Raw genomic sequence first — 14247 nt, 5'->3', positions numbered from 1 at the left:
GTGAATACTGAATATTACGACGACATTATTATCGGGGGTGGCAAAGCTGGAAAAACACTCGCACCCGCACTGGTTGCAAACGGACGAAAAACTGCCCTTGTGGAACGGAGCTTAAACATGATTGGCGGCGGGTGTATTAATGTTGCCTGCATTCCAACTAAAACGATGGTAACAAGCGCTAACGTTGCACATACTGTACGAAACAGCGCGATGTATGGGGTTAACGTCAATCCACCTACTGTTGATTTAGCAGCAGTGATTGAGCGAAAGCGATCGGTTGTGCAATCTGCGCGATCAATAAACTTGCACAATCTAGAGACGGCTCTGGGTCATGATTTAATTATTGGCACAGGACAGTTTGTGTCTCCTAAGACCATTGAAGTGATCACGGCTGAAGGTAAGACTCGTCAGCTTACCGCAGAGCGATTGTTCATCAATACAGGTACAAAACCACTGATTCCATCAGTGCCCGGACTGGAAGAAACAGGTTTTCTAACCAGCGAGTCGATTCTGGAATTAGAACAGCTACCCGACCATCTCATTGTTCTCGGCAGTGGATACATTGGATTAGAATTCGCCCAAATGTTCCGACGTTTTGGCTCTCGTGTGACCCTGATTGGACAGAGTGAGCAAATTCTGTCGCAACAAGATTCAGATATCGCGATCGCGGTTCAAACTCTGTTGAAACGAGAGGGTATTGAATTCCTGTTAAATGCGAGGGTTTTGAGAGTTGATCGATCCGGTCAAGATATCGTGCTTCAGTTCCCAGAGCCAGAACATCCGGACAAACCGATGGATTGCTGAAGGCGATCGTGGATACTCAAACAGGGCGTATTCTCGGTTGCACCTTGTTCTGTCATGCGGCAGGCGAAATGATTTCGACTGTACAGATGGTGATGCTGGCTCAGATGCCCTACACCGTTTTACGAGATGGCGTATTGACTCATCCTACAATGACTGAAGGGCTAAATCTGCTGTTTACAAAGCTATGAGGCAGTAAGTACAAACACAATCCAAGGAGTTGACTGCAATGAACTCAAATAACGGCATTATCAGCTTACCCAGTCCCTATTCAGTCACAGAAACCCTTGATCGCTTAGTAGCCATCCTACAAACAAAAGGTATCAACATCTTTGCCCGCATTGATCAAAAAGCGGAAGCTGAAAAAGTTGGATTAACGATGCCGCCAACGCAGCTATTACTATTTGGTAATCCTAAAGCTGGAACGCCTTTGATGATGGCAGAACCCACGATCGCTCTGGATTTACCCTTGAAAGTGCTGGCATGGGAATCAACTAGCGGTGAGGTATGGTTGAGTTACAACGATACCGATTACCTAAAACAACGATTTTCTCTTTCTGATGAATTGGTTAAAAACATTGCAGTGGTTCCATCTCTAGTAAAACAAGTGCTGGCTTAACATCTGTACTTCAGTTTGAGTCCGAATTCCAACTTAAGTTCGAGTCAATCTTCTATTTTAGATGGACTAGTTGATCAATCTTTCTATCATATAAAAGTTTCAACTCTCAGTGGACGACAGGTCAAAGCTAATTGCATATATTGAAGCCATGCAACGCCGCTATCGCAACGAACGAAGCGAACATCGTATGTAATTGAATTGTTAGGAATTCGTAGGAAAAACTGAGGTGAAACCGATGAATCAAATTCTACACGCTCAATTTACTCCCATCGCTTCAGTAGATGGCTCCCTTCAACAGCAAAGTCATGACCAAATCGAATCTCATCTCGCATTAGCAAAACGTAGTCGTAATCGAGGTGCAGTTCTATCTCATCAAGGGTGGCAAAAGCTGATGCAAGCTGGAGTGTTGGGTGACGAATTCGGCAAGCGCTACACCTATGAACAATTGAGTGAGCGATCGACTCTGGATGAGCGGACTGTCAGCCGCCTGTTAAGCTGCGAGGTCAAAGTTGATAAGAGTACGCTTAAAACATTTTTTCGTGCGTTTAGCTTGTTGTTAGAAGCAAGCGATTATACCTTATTCAACAGTGATAGAACTGGTGCCATAACGCCTGAAACAACAATTGACACGGCTTCAACAAAACAATCCATTGAAGTTGATCAACTTGTCGAAGAACTGAGCCAATTAAAGCAGCGGATGAGGGAGTACGATCGGCTGTTCCATCGTTTGGGTCTGAATGAAGGCCATATCCGTCAGCAGTTGAGAGCATAAACTAATGCGATAAGCGGCGTTAGAGACCCACCAGGAAAAAGAAGTCAATCATTAGCAAACTAGCAACGAGTGCGGCAGCGATCGCATGTTTAACGCTTTTGCTCACAATGCCTATAATAGCGATCAAGCTGAACACGAAGACGATCGCAGCAATATGAATAAAGGTTCGCCAGCTTTAATTGACAAATAGGATCGTTGATCAGGTTGAACAAATTCGACGAGTTATTCGGATCTTCAAGGGTTGAGCCTAAAAACACTCGAATCTGGGTCAGCACATTCAAACGGTAGGTCAAAAGACTGTTCATGGTTTAATCAGCAAGTTAAGCAATGTTTTGCTTGTACGTTGTAGGAACTTAACTATGGTGTTTGCTGCTCGCTACTTTCGCTAGTTACATCCTAATCTTGATGTAAATCGTGTAACCAATCAAAAATTTGGTCAAGTTGGTTCAAGGAGATCAGCGCATATTGCCAAAGAGCAATCGGCATCAGGCTAGGAGTTTGTTCAGCTTGCTTCCAGGCTAGAGCGATGCAGGCTGTTGAGAGATGTAGGGTGTCTTTGAGAAAGTCAATGAGTCTCTGAGGAGCCGTTTCCATTGTCACTGTCTGCTAGATATCAACGCCCCCATTTTCTTTTGTTGCAATTGAGCCTGCAAGTGAAAATAGATAAATTAAGCACAGGATAAGGAAGTTAGTTTGGCTTGTACTAAAGTTGATATCCAAATTCTAACTTTAGTATAAGCCAAGCTTCTGTTTTAGATGGATTGTTTCATCCATCGTTTGATCGCACAAAAATGTCAACTCCGAGTGGACGACAAATAAGAGTCGATTGTCTATATTTACGTCAAGGCAATGGAGATGCAAATACCTAGACATCTGATCGTACTTGAAAGTGGCTGTGTTGGGTTGGGATTTCTTACGAGTGCTGAACTATGAACAACCTTGAATTCACCGCAATTATTGGCATATCTTCTATTCTGGCAGGTTTACTAGGTGCCTTGACTGGGTTAGGAGGAGGAGTTGTGGTTGTACCACTTTTGACGCTAGGGCTTGACGTAGATTTGCGCTATGCGATCGGTTGTGCATTAGTGTCTGTGATTGCCACGTCGTCTGGAGCAGCGGTTTCCTATGTTCGAGAAGGGTACTCTAATATCCGGGTTGGTATGTTTCTGGAAGTTGCTACAACATTTGGAGCCGTTACTGGAGCGCTAATTGCGGCAAAGGCTCCCACTAGAGTGATTGCAATTTTGTTTGGGATAGTGTTGTTAATCTCAACCTATCTCAGCGATCGCCCGCATAATACACAAGCCGTTGATCACACAGCAGATCCTCTGGCAATCCATTTAAAGCTAGATGGTAGCTATCCAACTTCAGGGGGTGAACAGCCCTATCACGTTCAACATGTTCCAAGTGGATTTGCTGTAATGCTGATAGCAGGAGCGTTCTCTGGTTTGCTAGGTATCGGTTCTGGAGCACTCAAGGTAGTGGCAATGGATCAGGTGATGCAACTGCCGTTTAAGGTGTCTACGACTACGAGCAATTTCATGATTGGAGTGACAGCCGCTGCCAGTGCTGGAATTTATCTCGGCAGGGGTTACATTGATCCGGGGTTGTGTATGCCTGTGCTATTGGGTGTGTTGGTAGGAGCGTGGTGTGGAGCCAAAGTGCTAGTGCGAGCGAAAGTTACTGCGCTGCGCCTGGTCTTTAGCTTCGTTCTATTCGTGATCGGCATTGAAATGATTTATAACGGCATCACAGGAAAGATTTAACATGGCAACTACACGCCAATGGACAGACCAACAAGTTGAAATCACAATCAGTATGCTTTTGCGGACAGGAGTCACTTTAGCAGCAGCGATCGTGATTGTAGGTGGCATCGTTTATCTGTTTTACAACGGCAATGACATTCCTGAAGATCATATCTTCCGAGGAGAACCTGCTGATCTCCGCCAAGCTCCTGGAATTTTCAATGATGCACTGGCATTTCGGGGGCGAGGTATCATTCAACTCGGCATTTTGCTATTGATTCTAACTCCAGTTGCACGAGTTGCGTTTTCAGTATTTGCATTTTGGCAACAGCGCGATCGACTCTATATCATCGTTACATTGGTTGTGTTGTTGATTCTTGTTCACGGTCTTCTAGCAACAGGGTAATTTGAGAGGCTTCAAGACAGGAGGAAACAATGAAACTACTACCGAAACAATCTACAGTACTGTTGGGTTTGATGACTTGTGTTTTAGCTCATCTCCCCTTACCTGCTTCGGCTGACTCCACTGCGGATTTACTGCTTAGCCTGAAGTGCCAAAATGATTACACTGTAGATGTTTGGAGACGATATGCTTCAGGTGAACTGCTTTACCGCGCTAAAGGACCTCTAGGAAATTTAAGTTTGGGCAAAGGAACCAGGGAGACTACAGGAGCCGCTGAGGTATATAAGTTTAGGAACAGCAACTATGTGTACCAAGTTCTTGGCGGACGGGGAGATCACCGACAGCAGGGAACGTTAGAAGTGTTCAAGAACGGGCGATCGTTTCTAAGTCAAGCTTGTGGACAAGACGGATGAAACAGATTGATTTGTTGATTTCGTTCAGGTTGCAATTTACTACTCTGTTCTGATCTTTTCTGACAGACAGAATGCTGATAGCTGGTAAATCTGAAAGCGATCGTGCTTTTTCAATGATTGATGGTTACTGATTCGTTTATGTTTTTTGGTTGTTAAGGAGATAGATTTATGTCAGACAAACACGAAGTTGTGAACGTTTTTCCATCTCATGTTGAAGCAGAAGCCGCCGTTTTAGACCTGCAGAAAGCGGGCTTCGATATGCAAAAGATTTCGATTGTTGGTAAGGACTATCAAGCCTCTGAGCATGTTCGCGGCTTCCTTACTTGGCAAGATACGGCTAAAGCTGGAGCCGGAGAAGCAAGCTATTGGGGCAGCTTTTTTGGTGGATTATTCGGCATTCTTACTGGGGTCGGTCTGCTGTTTATTCCAGGAGTTGGACCTGTAATTGTTGCTGGACACGCTGTTGGAGTGCTGGCAGGTTGGATTGAAGGAATGATTTTGGGTGGTGTAGGTGCTGCTGTTGCCGGGGGGTTGGTGGGTGCTTTGGTTGGATTAGGAATTCCCAAGGAGCAAGCTTTAAAGTACGACCTAGAAATTAAAGCTAGTAAGTTTGTGGTAATTGCTTCTGGGACGGATGAGGAAATCGATCGAGCGCACAGATTCTAAAGAACGCGGGTCATGAGGTCAATCAACCGGTTGCGGCTTAACTCAATAGCAGACACTTAATTACACTTTGTATAGAACAGTTGTTACGTTTGAACAAGACGAATTGAATTATGGAGTTGTGGCAAAGTTAGCGAAATTATCATAACTCCGTAATTAACTTCCAAATTTTGTTGCTCTGAACCCCCCAATTAGGTTACCTCGGAAAGCACGATCATTCCAGAGTTCTGAAACACTTCAAAAACTGCAACGCCTAGTTCAAAAGGATGTAGTGAAACTCTGCTTAGCTATACAAACTTGAATGGTCAAAAATGCGGTGTTGTTGCACAGTCTAATACAGATCTCTACGTCGATGAACACATCTGTGACGACAGCTTCTGTGGGATCTACTTCAGATAGATATTAGTTTGCGATCGCTGGTATTGATTGTTTAGCAGTAGGCAAATGTGATGGACAAGACAGTAATTTCTAGTTCCACAACTCACTGTCATCAAACGATTTGGCAAGTGATTCAAAGTTATATTCAGCTTACCAAACCTCGCATTATTGTATTGTTGCTGATTACAACGACTGCTGGTACGACAATGGCAGCAAAAGGACGTATTGATTTCTGGCTACTATTAGTCACCTTAGCCGGCGGTGCTTGTGCTGCAGGAGCCGCCAATACGTTCAACTGTCTCTACGATCGGGACGTTGATTTTGCGATGGAACGAACTCGTCATCGTCCGCTGCCATCAGGTCAGATACAGCCTCATCATGCTTTACTGTTTGCGATCGCGCTCACGCTAATTTCATTTACCCTTTTAGTGATTTGCGCGAATCTGTTGAGTGCCAACTTAGCAATGGTCGGGATTCTCCTTTATGTGCTGGTCTACACCCATTGGTTGAAACGGCATCACACCCAGAACATTGTTTTAGGAGGAGCGGCAGGTGCGATCCCACCTTTAGTCGGCTGGGCAGCAGTGACAGGTGATTTGAGTTGGACAGCGTGGTGCTTGTTTACGATCGTGTTTCTTTGGACACCACCTCATTTCTGGGCATTGGCAATGATCATTCAAGATGACTATGCCAGGGTGGATGTTCCAATGTTGCCCGTGGTAGCCGGAAATGAAACCACGACTCGGCAAATTTTTGCCTACACCTTAATCTTGGTTCCAGTTACCTTACTTCTCGCCTATTCGCTCCAGGGTATGAGTTGGTTGTACGTCATTGCTGCAATCGCTTTGGGTAGCATTTTTGTTCATAAAGCCTGGTTGTTGATGCAGTCACCTTCAGATTTAGAAATGGCACGGTCGTTATTTAAGTACTCAATTGTCTACATGATGTTGCTATCGGTTGCGATCGTTGTTGGCTGCTTGCCCATTTTTAATTGAATCATTTGTTAGTTACTTGCTGCTGTTTATCTATCCTTTACTAAAATGAACTCTTCTCGCCCAACATTTATCGTCGGAGCGGGCTTCACAGGTCTTTTTACAGCGTTGCATTTGCGTCATCGGCATGATCCTCGCTCGATTACCTTGATTGATCCGCAAGAACGGTTTGTTTTCAAGCCGATGCTGTATGAACTATTGACAGGCGAGTTATCAGAAGATACCGTTTGTCCCACTTATAAAGAGTTGCTGCAAGGTAGTGATATTCACTTTGTGCAGGACAAGGTAACGGCGATCGACCTGCGCCAAAAACAACTCACGTTAGCCTCTGGCTCAGACTGTGCCTATGCTCATCTTGTTTTAACCGTTGGCAGTGTTCAAGGCTATTTAGGAACAGAGGGCGCACAGAAAAACGCCTTTGCATTTCGGACACGAGAGAATGCGATCGCGCTGGAGCGTCAGCTACGCGATTGTTTACAACGTGCCAGCCAAATTAAGGATCAGCAGCAACGGCGATCGCTGCTGACCTTTGCGATCGTAGGAGCAGGTCCAACGGGGGTAGAAATGGCGGCAACACTGGCGGATTTGTTGCCTTACTGGTATGCCCGACTCGGCGGCGATATGCGTGAGATTCGCATTGTCTTAATCAATCACGGCAAGACGATTCTAGCGGGAGATGTTAACGCAGGTTTGCAGGAGGAAGCTCTCCACGCTTTTAGAACGCGAACAGTACCCGTTGAATTGATATTAGGTGTAGGTGTGAAGTCTGTTGATGCAAACCACTTAGAGTATCAACCTGCTAATAGCACTGAGATAAAGACACTGTTGACCCAAACTACCATTTGGACAGCGGGTACTGCTGTGAATCCGCTCATTCAAAGTCTGAAGTTTCAAATTCCCGCAGATCATATAGATAAGCATGGGTTACCGATCGTGACCCCAACGCTGCAATTGCTGGATTTTCCAGAAGTGTTTGCGGCGGGCGATTGCGCAGATGTACAGTCAAAGCAACTACCCGCTCTAGCACAGGTGGCGTATCAGGAAGGCGCAAGCATTGCCCACAATTTGATTGCACTTGCAAAAGGGGCATCTCCTCGCCCAGCTCATGTGGGTCTTCGAGGTACGCTGATGAAATTAGGGTTGGGGAATGGGGTGGCAAACTTGTTTGACAAAGTTCAGGTGGCTGGTAAACCCGGTGATCTCATTCGTAGTGCAACGTATTTAGAAATGTTGCCCACCCCACTCCATGACTTTAGAGCAACCGCTGAATGGCTGAAGGAAGAAACCTTTCATCACTATCATCGACCCAAGTTAGAGTCAGAAACTGCTGTGAAACAACCGCTTTCTCTGGCTGAGCAACGAGACCGATCGCTGGTCAAAGCGTTGGCGATTCTTGCCCCGATTGCTTTCCTGATTGCTGCCTATTTCGGCTTACGAACGCCACCCTCCGAACAGTTCAAACAACCACGACCAAATCCACCTACCCAATCAACTCCATAGTTCTACAGCCAAGAGACCATGATACTACTGCCGCATTAATTCAACCAGGGAGAGCAACATGAGAGTTACTGAATCTGAAACGAGAGAACAAGCGATTAACTCTAGAGGGTTAACGACGATCGCAGTCCTTATGATTGTTTTGGGAATCATTGCGATCACATTTCCCTTTTTTGCCACGATTACTTCGACCTTAGTGTTTGACTGGGTCTTTATCTTCGCTGGAATTGCTCAAATCGTTTATGCCTTTCAATCTAAAGGGGCAGGTCGAGTCGCCTGGAAGGTCATTCTAGGACTTTTGTATCTTCTAGCGGGAATTTTTGTCCTAACAGATCCGCTTCAGGGGGCGCTTGCCTTCACGTTAGTCTTAGGCGTTACAATTTTTGTCCAAGGCATCATTCAAATCTCACTTGCGTTTCAAATGCGCCGAGCTTCACCAAACTGGGGGTGGATGCTCGTTAGCGGCATCGCAGGGATTATTTGCGGGATTTTCATCTGGTCTAGCTTTCCGTTTAGTGCAGTCTGGCTGATTGGGACTTGGGTAGGCATCAATCTGCTTTTCGATGGGATGTGGATGCTAACGCTACATTCTGGACAGCCTCATACTCTGCCTTAATAGATCAGGAGAACGTGATGCCTCTGCCGCCGTTGAATGACCAGAATCTTCCCTATCCAGATACGATTCACCCGATCGTTGTCCACTTTGTGATTGCGATGGTGTTTTTCGCCTACTTCTGTGATGTTGCTGGATATCTCAGCCGCAATCATCGGATGTTTGAGGTAAGTTGGTGGAATTTAGTTGTTGCGTCCGTTGCTGTTTTTGTTGCGGTGATTTTTGGTGAATTTGAAGCGGGATTAGCACAACCCTATGCGGCTGCCCAACCTGCCTTAGATTGGCACACCGTGAATGGCTGGTCAATTGCGGTGATTCTAGTTGCGATTACCGCGTGGCGTGGCATCATTCGGGTTCGTGATCCGTTAAAGGTGCCTGTGGCTTATCTCGGTGCAGCCACGTTTTTAATGTGTCTTGTCTGTTTGCAAATTTACCTCGGTGACTTAGTGGATTGGGTCTATGGACTGCACACGGTGCCTGTGGTGAAAGCAATAAAACAAGGACTTGTGAAATGAACCTACAACTAATTGAGCAATTAAAGCAATTGGGAATTGAAGTAGGGGCAAATGGATTACCTTACCGATTTCCATTGCATCCCAACTTTGTCCATTTGACCTTGGGATTGTTTATTATCGCGATCGCCTTCGATTTCGCAGGTACGTTATTTCCGTTAGAGCGATCAATTCTCAAGTTTTTTGCAATGCCAGTCAGTCGGTCTAACTTTTTTGATGTTGCCTGGTACAACACTGTCGCGGCATCTGTGATTTCGTTTTTCACGGTCGCGGCAGGATTTTTCGAGCTACTTCTGGCAAATCCTCCTACAGATATGAAAAGTGATTGGGGATTGGGTGCAGGTACAACGATGCTGTTGCATGGTGTTGGTGGAGTACTGTTGTTGACCCTAATTGTAGCAATGACAATCTGGCGAGGATACCAGCGATTTCGCTGGCGCAAGAACAATCTTCAACAAGTGCAGTGGAGCTATCTGCTGGCAGGAGTGTTTATTCTGGGGTATATGTTTGTTCACGGCACATTAGGAGCGCAATTAGGAGCCGAGTTTGGTGTACATGGTACGGCTGCTGGATTGATTCAGCAAGGCGAGAACCCCAATCAAGTCCTTCAACCGTAAACGGAATTATCATGCGAACTTTTAACATTGTGCTGTTATCGATTTGGGTTGGCGTGATTATCTTTGCCAGCCATACAATAGGCCAGCAAGCCTATGATTGGCTACCAATCGCGGCAGCAGCAGAAGCTGAACCCGTCGGTCATTTGTTTAGCTTCCTGGTCACGCTGGGAACGATCGTTTTCCTGGGTGTTATGGGAGTGTTGGTATATTCAGTTTTGTTTTACCGAGCCAGAGACACAAGCGATGCGCCTGCTATCCGGGGCAATTTGAAGCTGGAGATTACCTGGACGGTGATTCCAATTCTGTTAGTAACTTGGATTGCTATCTACAGCTACAACATCTATCAACGCATGAACACGCTCGGTGCTCTACCGCTAGCTCATCTACACTTTGTAGAAGCGCCAGCCTATGCTGAGGTGGGCAATAACAACATGCAGCGTGCTGAACAAATTGAGGTGATCGCGAAACAGTGGTCCTGGTCGTTTCACTATCCTAGCCGAAACATTACCAGCACAGAATTGCACCTTCCTGTCAATCAGCCAGTTCGTCTAATGTTGCAGTCCGAAGATGTGGTGCATGGCTTCTACGTGCCCAATTTCCGCATTAAGCAAGACATTATCCCAAACCAGACGATCGAGTTCAAATTTACTCCCAGTCGCATTGGTCAATATCAACTGCATGATTCTCAGTTTAGCGGGACTTACTTTGCTCTCATGGAAGCAAGCGTGTACGTCGATGCTCCTGAACGTTACAGCCAATGGCTAGCTGAAACTGCTACCCGTCCACCTGTTCCAGCAGCGAATCCAGCAAAATCTGAACACATTCAACCTCCTGCAATGCCACTACGAAGCAATTGGCACACGGTCCCACCTGCTCAGCCTCCCCTCATCAACAAATAACATCAGGAAGGTAAGTGATGACGAACATTTCCGTTGAAAGTACTGACGATCCGCCCAAACTGAACCCAATGAGTTGGAAGCGCTATTTCAGCTTTAGCACCGACCATAAGGTCATTGGCGTTCAATATTTAGTAACTGCATTTCTCTTTTTCCTGATTGGTGGCTTGTTCGCCATGATTGTACGTGCTGAATTGCTCACACCACAGTTGGATGTCGTCGATCGCTCCCTTTACAATGGGCTGTTCACAATGCACGGCACCGTCATGATCTTTCTGTGGATCTTTCCAGCGAATGTGGGACTGGCAAATTATTTAGTGCCGCTGATGATTGGAGCGAGAGAGACGGCGTTTCCGGTGTTGAATGCGATCGCGTTTTGGCTCATTCCAGTTATCGGAGTTTTGCTGCTATTTAGCTTCTTCTTACCTAGCGGTACGGCTCAGGCTGGCTGGTGGTCATATCCTCCCGTCAGCATCCAAAATCCTTCGGGACACATGATTAATGGGGAATTCATCTGGTTGCTAGCGATCACAATCTCTGGAATATCATCCATCATGGGTGCTGTGAACTTGGTCACAACCATTTTTCAAATGCGGGCACCGGGAATGTCCTTCTTTCGGATGCCTGTCTACGTTTGGACGACGCTTAGTGCTCAACTGCTGCAACTATTTTGCTTACCTGCCCTCACGGGTGCAGCCGTTATGCTGCTGTTTGATCTCACCTTTGGCACAGACTTCTTCAGCCCCTTTAAGCAGGGTGATCCGGTCATCTACCAGCACTTGTTCTGGTTTTATTCTCATCCTGCTGTCTATGTTATGGCGCTGCCTGCTTTTGGAGTCTTCTCAGAAGTCATTCCTGCTTTTGCCCGAAAGCCTTTATTTGGCTATAAAACGGTTGCCGTTTCCTCGCTACTTATTGCTGGGATTAGTATGCTTGTCTGGGTGCATCATATGTTTGCTAGTGCTACTCCCAACTGGATGCGAGTTTTATTTATGGTGACATCGATGTTGGTGTCAGTGCCAACTGGAATCAAAGTGTTTGCCTGGACTGCAACTGTTTGGCGGGGCAAATTACATTTTCAGACTCCAATGCTATTTGCGTTAGGGGGTGTGGCAATGTTTTTGTTTGCGGGCATTACCGGAGTAATGCTGGCTTCACTCCCCTTTGATATTCATGTCAACAATACTTATTTTGTTGTTGGGCACTTCCACTATGTGGTCTTCAACACCGTCACGATGGCGATCTATGCTGGAATCTATTACTGGTTTCCCAAAATTACGGGACGGATGTATTCAGAGGGCTGGGGCAAGCTGCACTTCTGGTTGACCTTTATTGGTGCAAACCTCAATTTCTTTCCCATGCATCCGATCGGTTTGCAGGGAATGGTACGTCGCATCTCTTCCTACGACCCACAATATACCGGGTGGAATGTCGTTGCCAGCTTGGGAGCGTTTCTATTAGGAATGTCTACCTTACCCTTTATTGCCAATGTAGTTAGTTCCTGGTTACGAGGACGCAAAGCGTCAAATAATCCCTGGAATGCGACTGGTTTAGAGTGGACAACGACCTCACCGCCAGCGATCGAGAACTTTGAAGAGATTCCCACCGTAACCTCAGAACCTTATGGATACGGCGAATCTCACCGTTTAGCTGTCGATCCATTGAGCCATTTATCTTAGGAGCCAGTGATGGAAAGTCCAACTCGTTCAGGATCAATGCTCAAGCGAGATAATCTGACCTTCGGATTTCCTGTGTTTCTGCTATCGGAAAGCATCATCTTTGTCAGCTTTTTTGCCACTTATGCACTGCTGCGCTGGAAGAACTCAAACTGGTTTCCAGCGGGTGTTTCTGGATTGGACATTCACGGAGCAGCGATCAGTACGTTAATTCTCGTTTGTAGTAGTATTGTGATTTATTTTGCCGAACGCTCCCTTGATCGCCATAAGCTAGTTAGATTTCGTCGGCTATGGTTACTGACTGCTGCGTTGGGCGTGATTTTTTTAATTCGGCAAGCGATCGAATGGCACAATATGCCTTTTGGTCTGGATGCTGGATTAGCAGGAGCAACCTTTTATCTGCTAACTGGCTTTCATGGTTTGCACATTTTCACGGGTGTAGTTTTGCTGCTTTATATGTATTTTCGCTCCTTGACTCCCGGTAATTACAACCTTGGTCATCGGGGTGTTAGTTCAGTTTCTCTATTCTGGCACTTCGTTGATGTAATCTGGATTGTCTTGTTTGTACTGCTCTACGTCTGGTAAGTTCGGCCTTAAGATAACTATCTTCACTGGAGAAGATAATTTTGAAAGTGCAAACTACATTTAAGCAACGTCATAGATTTCTCAGTTCAGTTTGAGTCTTCTACCACTTACTTTTCTGTTTAGGAGGCACTTTGAAAAAAATTGTGTTCGGAACGCTCTATGCAGCAATGACTATGATTGCGACAATCCCTGCGGCTCAGGCACAAATAGCCAGTTCTAGTCCATCTACGACTCAGATTGTCATGGCTGATGCCGACCCGATGGATACGCAATCAACTGAATCAGGTGCAGCAACTCATTTTATTGATGTCAAAGTTGAAGGTAATTCCATTTCTCAACTGAGAATTGGGTTTCCAGATGGACTAAAAGTGGTACAAGGAATTAAAGTCGCAGCTCGTTCAAAACAACCTGTTAATGCCGTTGTCTCGGTGAATGGTAATAGTAGCACCGTTAGTTTTGCCCGTCCCGTGCAACCTGGTACTACCCTAAAAATTGCTCTCCGCGGAGTCACTGGTTCGGTTAACAACAATGATATCTGGTTCTATCCAATTTCAGTTCGCTACGTTGGGGAGACGGAAGATATTCCCATTGGGACTGCTCAAGTTCAGACCTACGACAACGATTAAGCTGCAATACAAACCAACAATTCTACGAGGAAGGAGATTTTACTATGCAATTATCTAAATTGACCATGAGTTCAGCGTTAGCGATTGCTGTTGTTGGCATTCAATCTGCCGCATGGTCTTTCACTCCCTCAAACCATGCAATCTCAACTGGAGACTATCACTTGGCTGTTCAGCCAGCGACTTCAGGAGAAGCAGCCGAGCAAAACCTCGATACGGCAACCAAAGACAGCTCTGAAACTCCGCCACCACCTGTGTTGAAGCAACCAGATGTCAGTGCAGAATCAGGAACTAAGAATTCTAATGTTGGCGAACTCCGCTTAACAGATTGTCAGTTCATTCCTCAAACAGCAGGAGCACTCGTTTCGAGACAACTGGATGCACTATCAAAGTGTAACTCTGGAAGTTGAGCTTTCGATCAGTGACTAAAGAAAGCGGGCTG

Annotated in this window: 19 protein-coding genes; 18 read left to right on the top strand and 1 reads right to left on the bottom strand. The window is 45.8% G+C overall.

The window, feature by feature from the left end; all coding sequences use genetic code 11:
- The 4 genes from AC5JLB_RS24045 (at window position 1) to AC5JLB_RS24030 (ending at window position 2192) form a co-directional block, all read left to right on the top strand.
- Window positions 1-804: an FAD-dependent oxidoreductase gene (locus AC5JLB_RS24045; RefSeq protein WP_495876359.1), complete on the top strand. Its 804-nt coding sequence runs from the start codon at window positions 1-3 to the stop codon at window positions 802-804.
- A gap of 8 nt (window positions 805-812) precedes the next feature.
- Window positions 813-992 (top strand): oxidoreductase dimerization domain-containing protein, encoded by a 180-nt coding sequence (locus tag AC5JLB_RS24040; protein ID WP_495876358.1) that lies wholly within the window; start codon window positions 813-815, stop codon window positions 990-992.
- Window positions 993-1030: 38 nt separating this feature from the next.
- On the top strand, window positions 1031-1420 hold the full coding sequence (locus AC5JLB_RS24035; protein ID WP_495876357.1) for a DUF302 domain-containing protein: 390 nt from the start codon (window positions 1031-1033) through the stop codon (window positions 1418-1420).
- A gap of 235 nt (window positions 1421-1655) precedes the next feature.
- Entirely contained in the window at window positions 1656-2192 is a 537-nt protein-coding gene (locus tag AC5JLB_RS24030; RefSeq protein WP_495876356.1) for a hypothetical protein, read from the top strand.
- Window positions 2193-2588: 396 nt separating this feature from the next.
- Here the strand turns inward: AC5JLB_RS24030 and AC5JLB_RS24025 are convergent, their stop codons facing one another.
- Window positions 2589-2786, bottom strand: a complete 198-nt coding sequence (locus tag AC5JLB_RS24025; protein WP_495876355.1) for a DUF2949 domain-containing protein — start codon at window positions 2784-2786, stop codon at window positions 2589-2591.
- Between the two features lie 335 nt (window positions 2787-3121).
- Here AC5JLB_RS24025 and AC5JLB_RS24020 point away from each other — a divergent pair, with 335 nt between their 5' ends.
- The 14 genes from AC5JLB_RS24020 to AC5JLB_RS23955 all read left to right on the top strand — a co-directional run bounded on the left by AC5JLB_RS24020 (window position 3122) and on the right by AC5JLB_RS23955 (window position 14215).
- The gene (locus AC5JLB_RS24020) at window positions 3122-3958 is read left to right on the top strand and encodes a sulfite exporter TauE/SafE family protein (RefSeq protein ID WP_495876354.1); all 837 of its coding nucleotides are present in this window, start codon (window positions 3122-3124) and stop codon (window positions 3956-3958) included.
- Between the two features lies 1 nt (window position 3959).
- Window positions 3960-4343, top strand: a complete 384-nt coding sequence (locus AC5JLB_RS24015) for a DUF1634 domain-containing protein (RefSeq protein ID WP_495876353.1) — start codon at window positions 3960-3962, stop codon at window positions 4341-4343.
- Window positions 4344-4372: 29 nt separating this feature from the next.
- Complete coding sequence (locus tag AC5JLB_RS24010) at window positions 4373-4753, top strand: hypothetical protein (protein ID WP_495876352.1); 381 nt, start codon at window positions 4373-4375, stop codon at window positions 4751-4753.
- A 168-nt stretch (window positions 4754-4921) separates the two neighbouring features.
- Window positions 4922-5419 (top strand): general stress protein, encoded by a 498-nt coding sequence (locus tag AC5JLB_RS24005; RefSeq protein ID WP_495876351.1) that lies wholly within the window; start codon window positions 4922-4924, stop codon window positions 5417-5419.
- A 446-nt stretch (window positions 5420-5865) separates the two neighbouring features.
- Window positions 5866-6789, top strand: a complete 924-nt coding sequence (locus AC5JLB_RS24000) for a heme o synthase (RefSeq protein WP_495876350.1) — start codon at window positions 5866-5868, stop codon at window positions 6787-6789.
- 45 nt (window positions 6790-6834) lie between these two features.
- Window positions 6835-8286, top strand: coding sequence for an NAD(P)/FAD-dependent oxidoreductase (locus AC5JLB_RS23995; protein ID WP_495876349.1), 1452 nt, complete (start codon window positions 6835-6837; stop codon window positions 8284-8286).
- Window positions 8287-8344: 58 nt separating this feature from the next.
- Entirely contained in the window at window positions 8345-8899 is a 555-nt protein-coding gene (locus tag AC5JLB_RS23990) for an HdeD family acid-resistance protein (RefSeq protein ID WP_495876348.1), read from the top strand.
- Between the two features lie 17 nt (window positions 8900-8916).
- On the top strand, window positions 8917-9411 hold the full coding sequence (locus AC5JLB_RS23985) for a DUF2231 domain-containing protein (RefSeq protein ID WP_495876347.1): 495 nt from the start codon (window positions 8917-8919) through the stop codon (window positions 9409-9411).
- The gene (locus AC5JLB_RS23980) at window positions 9408-10025 is read left to right on the top strand and encodes a DUF2231 domain-containing protein (RefSeq protein WP_495876346.1); all 618 of its coding nucleotides are present in this window, start codon (window positions 9408-9410) and stop codon (window positions 10023-10025) included. Before AC5JLB_RS23985 ends, AC5JLB_RS23980 begins: the two co-directional genes overlap by 4 nt.
- Window positions 10026-10036: 11 nt before the next feature.
- Entirely contained in the window at window positions 10037-10924 is an 888-nt protein-coding gene (locus AC5JLB_RS23975; RefSeq protein WP_495876345.1) for a cytochrome c oxidase subunit II, read from the top strand.
- Window positions 10925-10941: 17 nt separating this feature from the next.
- Window positions 10942-12600, top strand: a complete 1659-nt coding sequence (locus AC5JLB_RS23970) for a cytochrome c oxidase subunit I (RefSeq protein WP_495876344.1) — start codon at window positions 10942-10944, stop codon at window positions 12598-12600.
- A gap of 9 nt (window positions 12601-12609) precedes the next feature.
- A complete protein-coding gene (locus tag AC5JLB_RS23965; protein WP_495876343.1) occupies window positions 12610-13182 on the top strand; it encodes a cytochrome c oxidase subunit 3 in 573 nt (190 codons plus the stop codon).
- A gap of 173 nt (window positions 13183-13355) precedes the next feature.
- Window positions 13356-13808 (top strand): hypothetical protein, encoded by a 453-nt coding sequence (locus AC5JLB_RS23960; RefSeq protein WP_495876342.1) that lies wholly within the window; start codon window positions 13356-13358, stop codon window positions 13806-13808.
- 44 nt (window positions 13809-13852) lie between these two features.
- Entirely contained in the window at window positions 13853-14215 is a 363-nt protein-coding gene (locus tag AC5JLB_RS23955; protein ID WP_495876341.1) for a hypothetical protein, read from the top strand.
- Window positions 14216-14247: the final 32 nt, after the last annotated feature.

The organism is Myxacorys chilensis (assembly GCF_059505265.1).
This window is presented reverse-complemented; position numbering and strand designations above follow the sequence as displayed.

Excerpts from the sequence above, each read along its gene's own strand:
- AC5JLB_RS24035 (WP_495876357.1), top strand. The coding sequence starts at position 1,031 with ATGAACTCAAATAACGGCATTATCAGCTTACCCAGTCCCTATTCAGTC.
- AC5JLB_RS24030 (WP_495876356.1), top strand. The coding sequence starts at position 1,656 with ATGAATCAAATTCTACACGCTCAATTTACTCCCATCGCTTCAGTAGAT.
- AC5JLB_RS24025 (WP_495876355.1), bottom strand. The coding sequence starts at position 2,786 with ATGGAAACGGCTCCTCAGAGACTCATTGACTTTCTCAAAGACACCCTA.
- AC5JLB_RS24020 (WP_495876354.1), top strand. The coding sequence starts at position 3,122 with ATGAACAACCTTGAATTCACCGCAATTATTGGCATATCTTCTATTCTG.
- AC5JLB_RS24015 (WP_495876353.1), top strand. The coding sequence starts at position 3,960 with ATGGCAACTACACGCCAATGGACAGACCAACAAGTTGAAATCACAATC.
- AC5JLB_RS24010 (WP_495876352.1), top strand. The coding sequence starts at position 4,373 with ATGAAACTACTACCGAAACAATCTACAGTACTGTTGGGTTTGATGACT.
- AC5JLB_RS24005 (WP_495876351.1), top strand. The coding sequence starts at position 4,922 with ATGTCAGACAAACACGAAGTTGTGAACGTTTTTCCATCTCATGTTGAA.
- AC5JLB_RS24000 (WP_495876350.1), top strand. The coding sequence starts at position 5,866 with ATGGACAAGACAGTAATTTCTAGTTCCACAACTCACTGTCATCAAACG.
- AC5JLB_RS23995 (WP_495876349.1), top strand. The coding sequence starts at position 6,835 with ATGAACTCTTCTCGCCCAACATTTATCGTCGGAGCGGGCTTCACAGGT.
- AC5JLB_RS23990 (WP_495876348.1), top strand. The coding sequence starts at position 8,345 with ATGAGAGTTACTGAATCTGAAACGAGAGAACAAGCGATTAACTCTAGA.
- AC5JLB_RS23985 (WP_495876347.1), top strand. The coding sequence starts at position 8,917 with ATGCCTCTGCCGCCGTTGAATGACCAGAATCTTCCCTATCCAGATACG.
- AC5JLB_RS23980 (WP_495876346.1), top strand. The coding sequence starts at position 9,408 with ATGAACCTACAACTAATTGAGCAATTAAAGCAATTGGGAATTGAAGTA.
- AC5JLB_RS23975 (WP_495876345.1), top strand. The coding sequence starts at position 10,037 with ATGCGAACTTTTAACATTGTGCTGTTATCGATTTGGGTTGGCGTGATT.
- AC5JLB_RS23970 (WP_495876344.1), top strand. The coding sequence starts at position 10,942 with ATGACGAACATTTCCGTTGAAAGTACTGACGATCCGCCCAAACTGAAC.
- AC5JLB_RS23965 (WP_495876343.1), top strand. The coding sequence starts at position 12,610 with ATGGAAAGTCCAACTCGTTCAGGATCAATGCTCAAGCGAGATAATCTG.
- AC5JLB_RS23960 (WP_495876342.1), top strand. The coding sequence starts at position 13,356 with ATGATTGCGACAATCCCTGCGGCTCAGGCACAAATAGCCAGTTCTAGT.
- AC5JLB_RS23955 (WP_495876341.1), top strand. The coding sequence starts at position 13,853 with ATGCAATTATCTAAATTGACCATGAGTTCAGCGTTAGCGATTGCTGTT.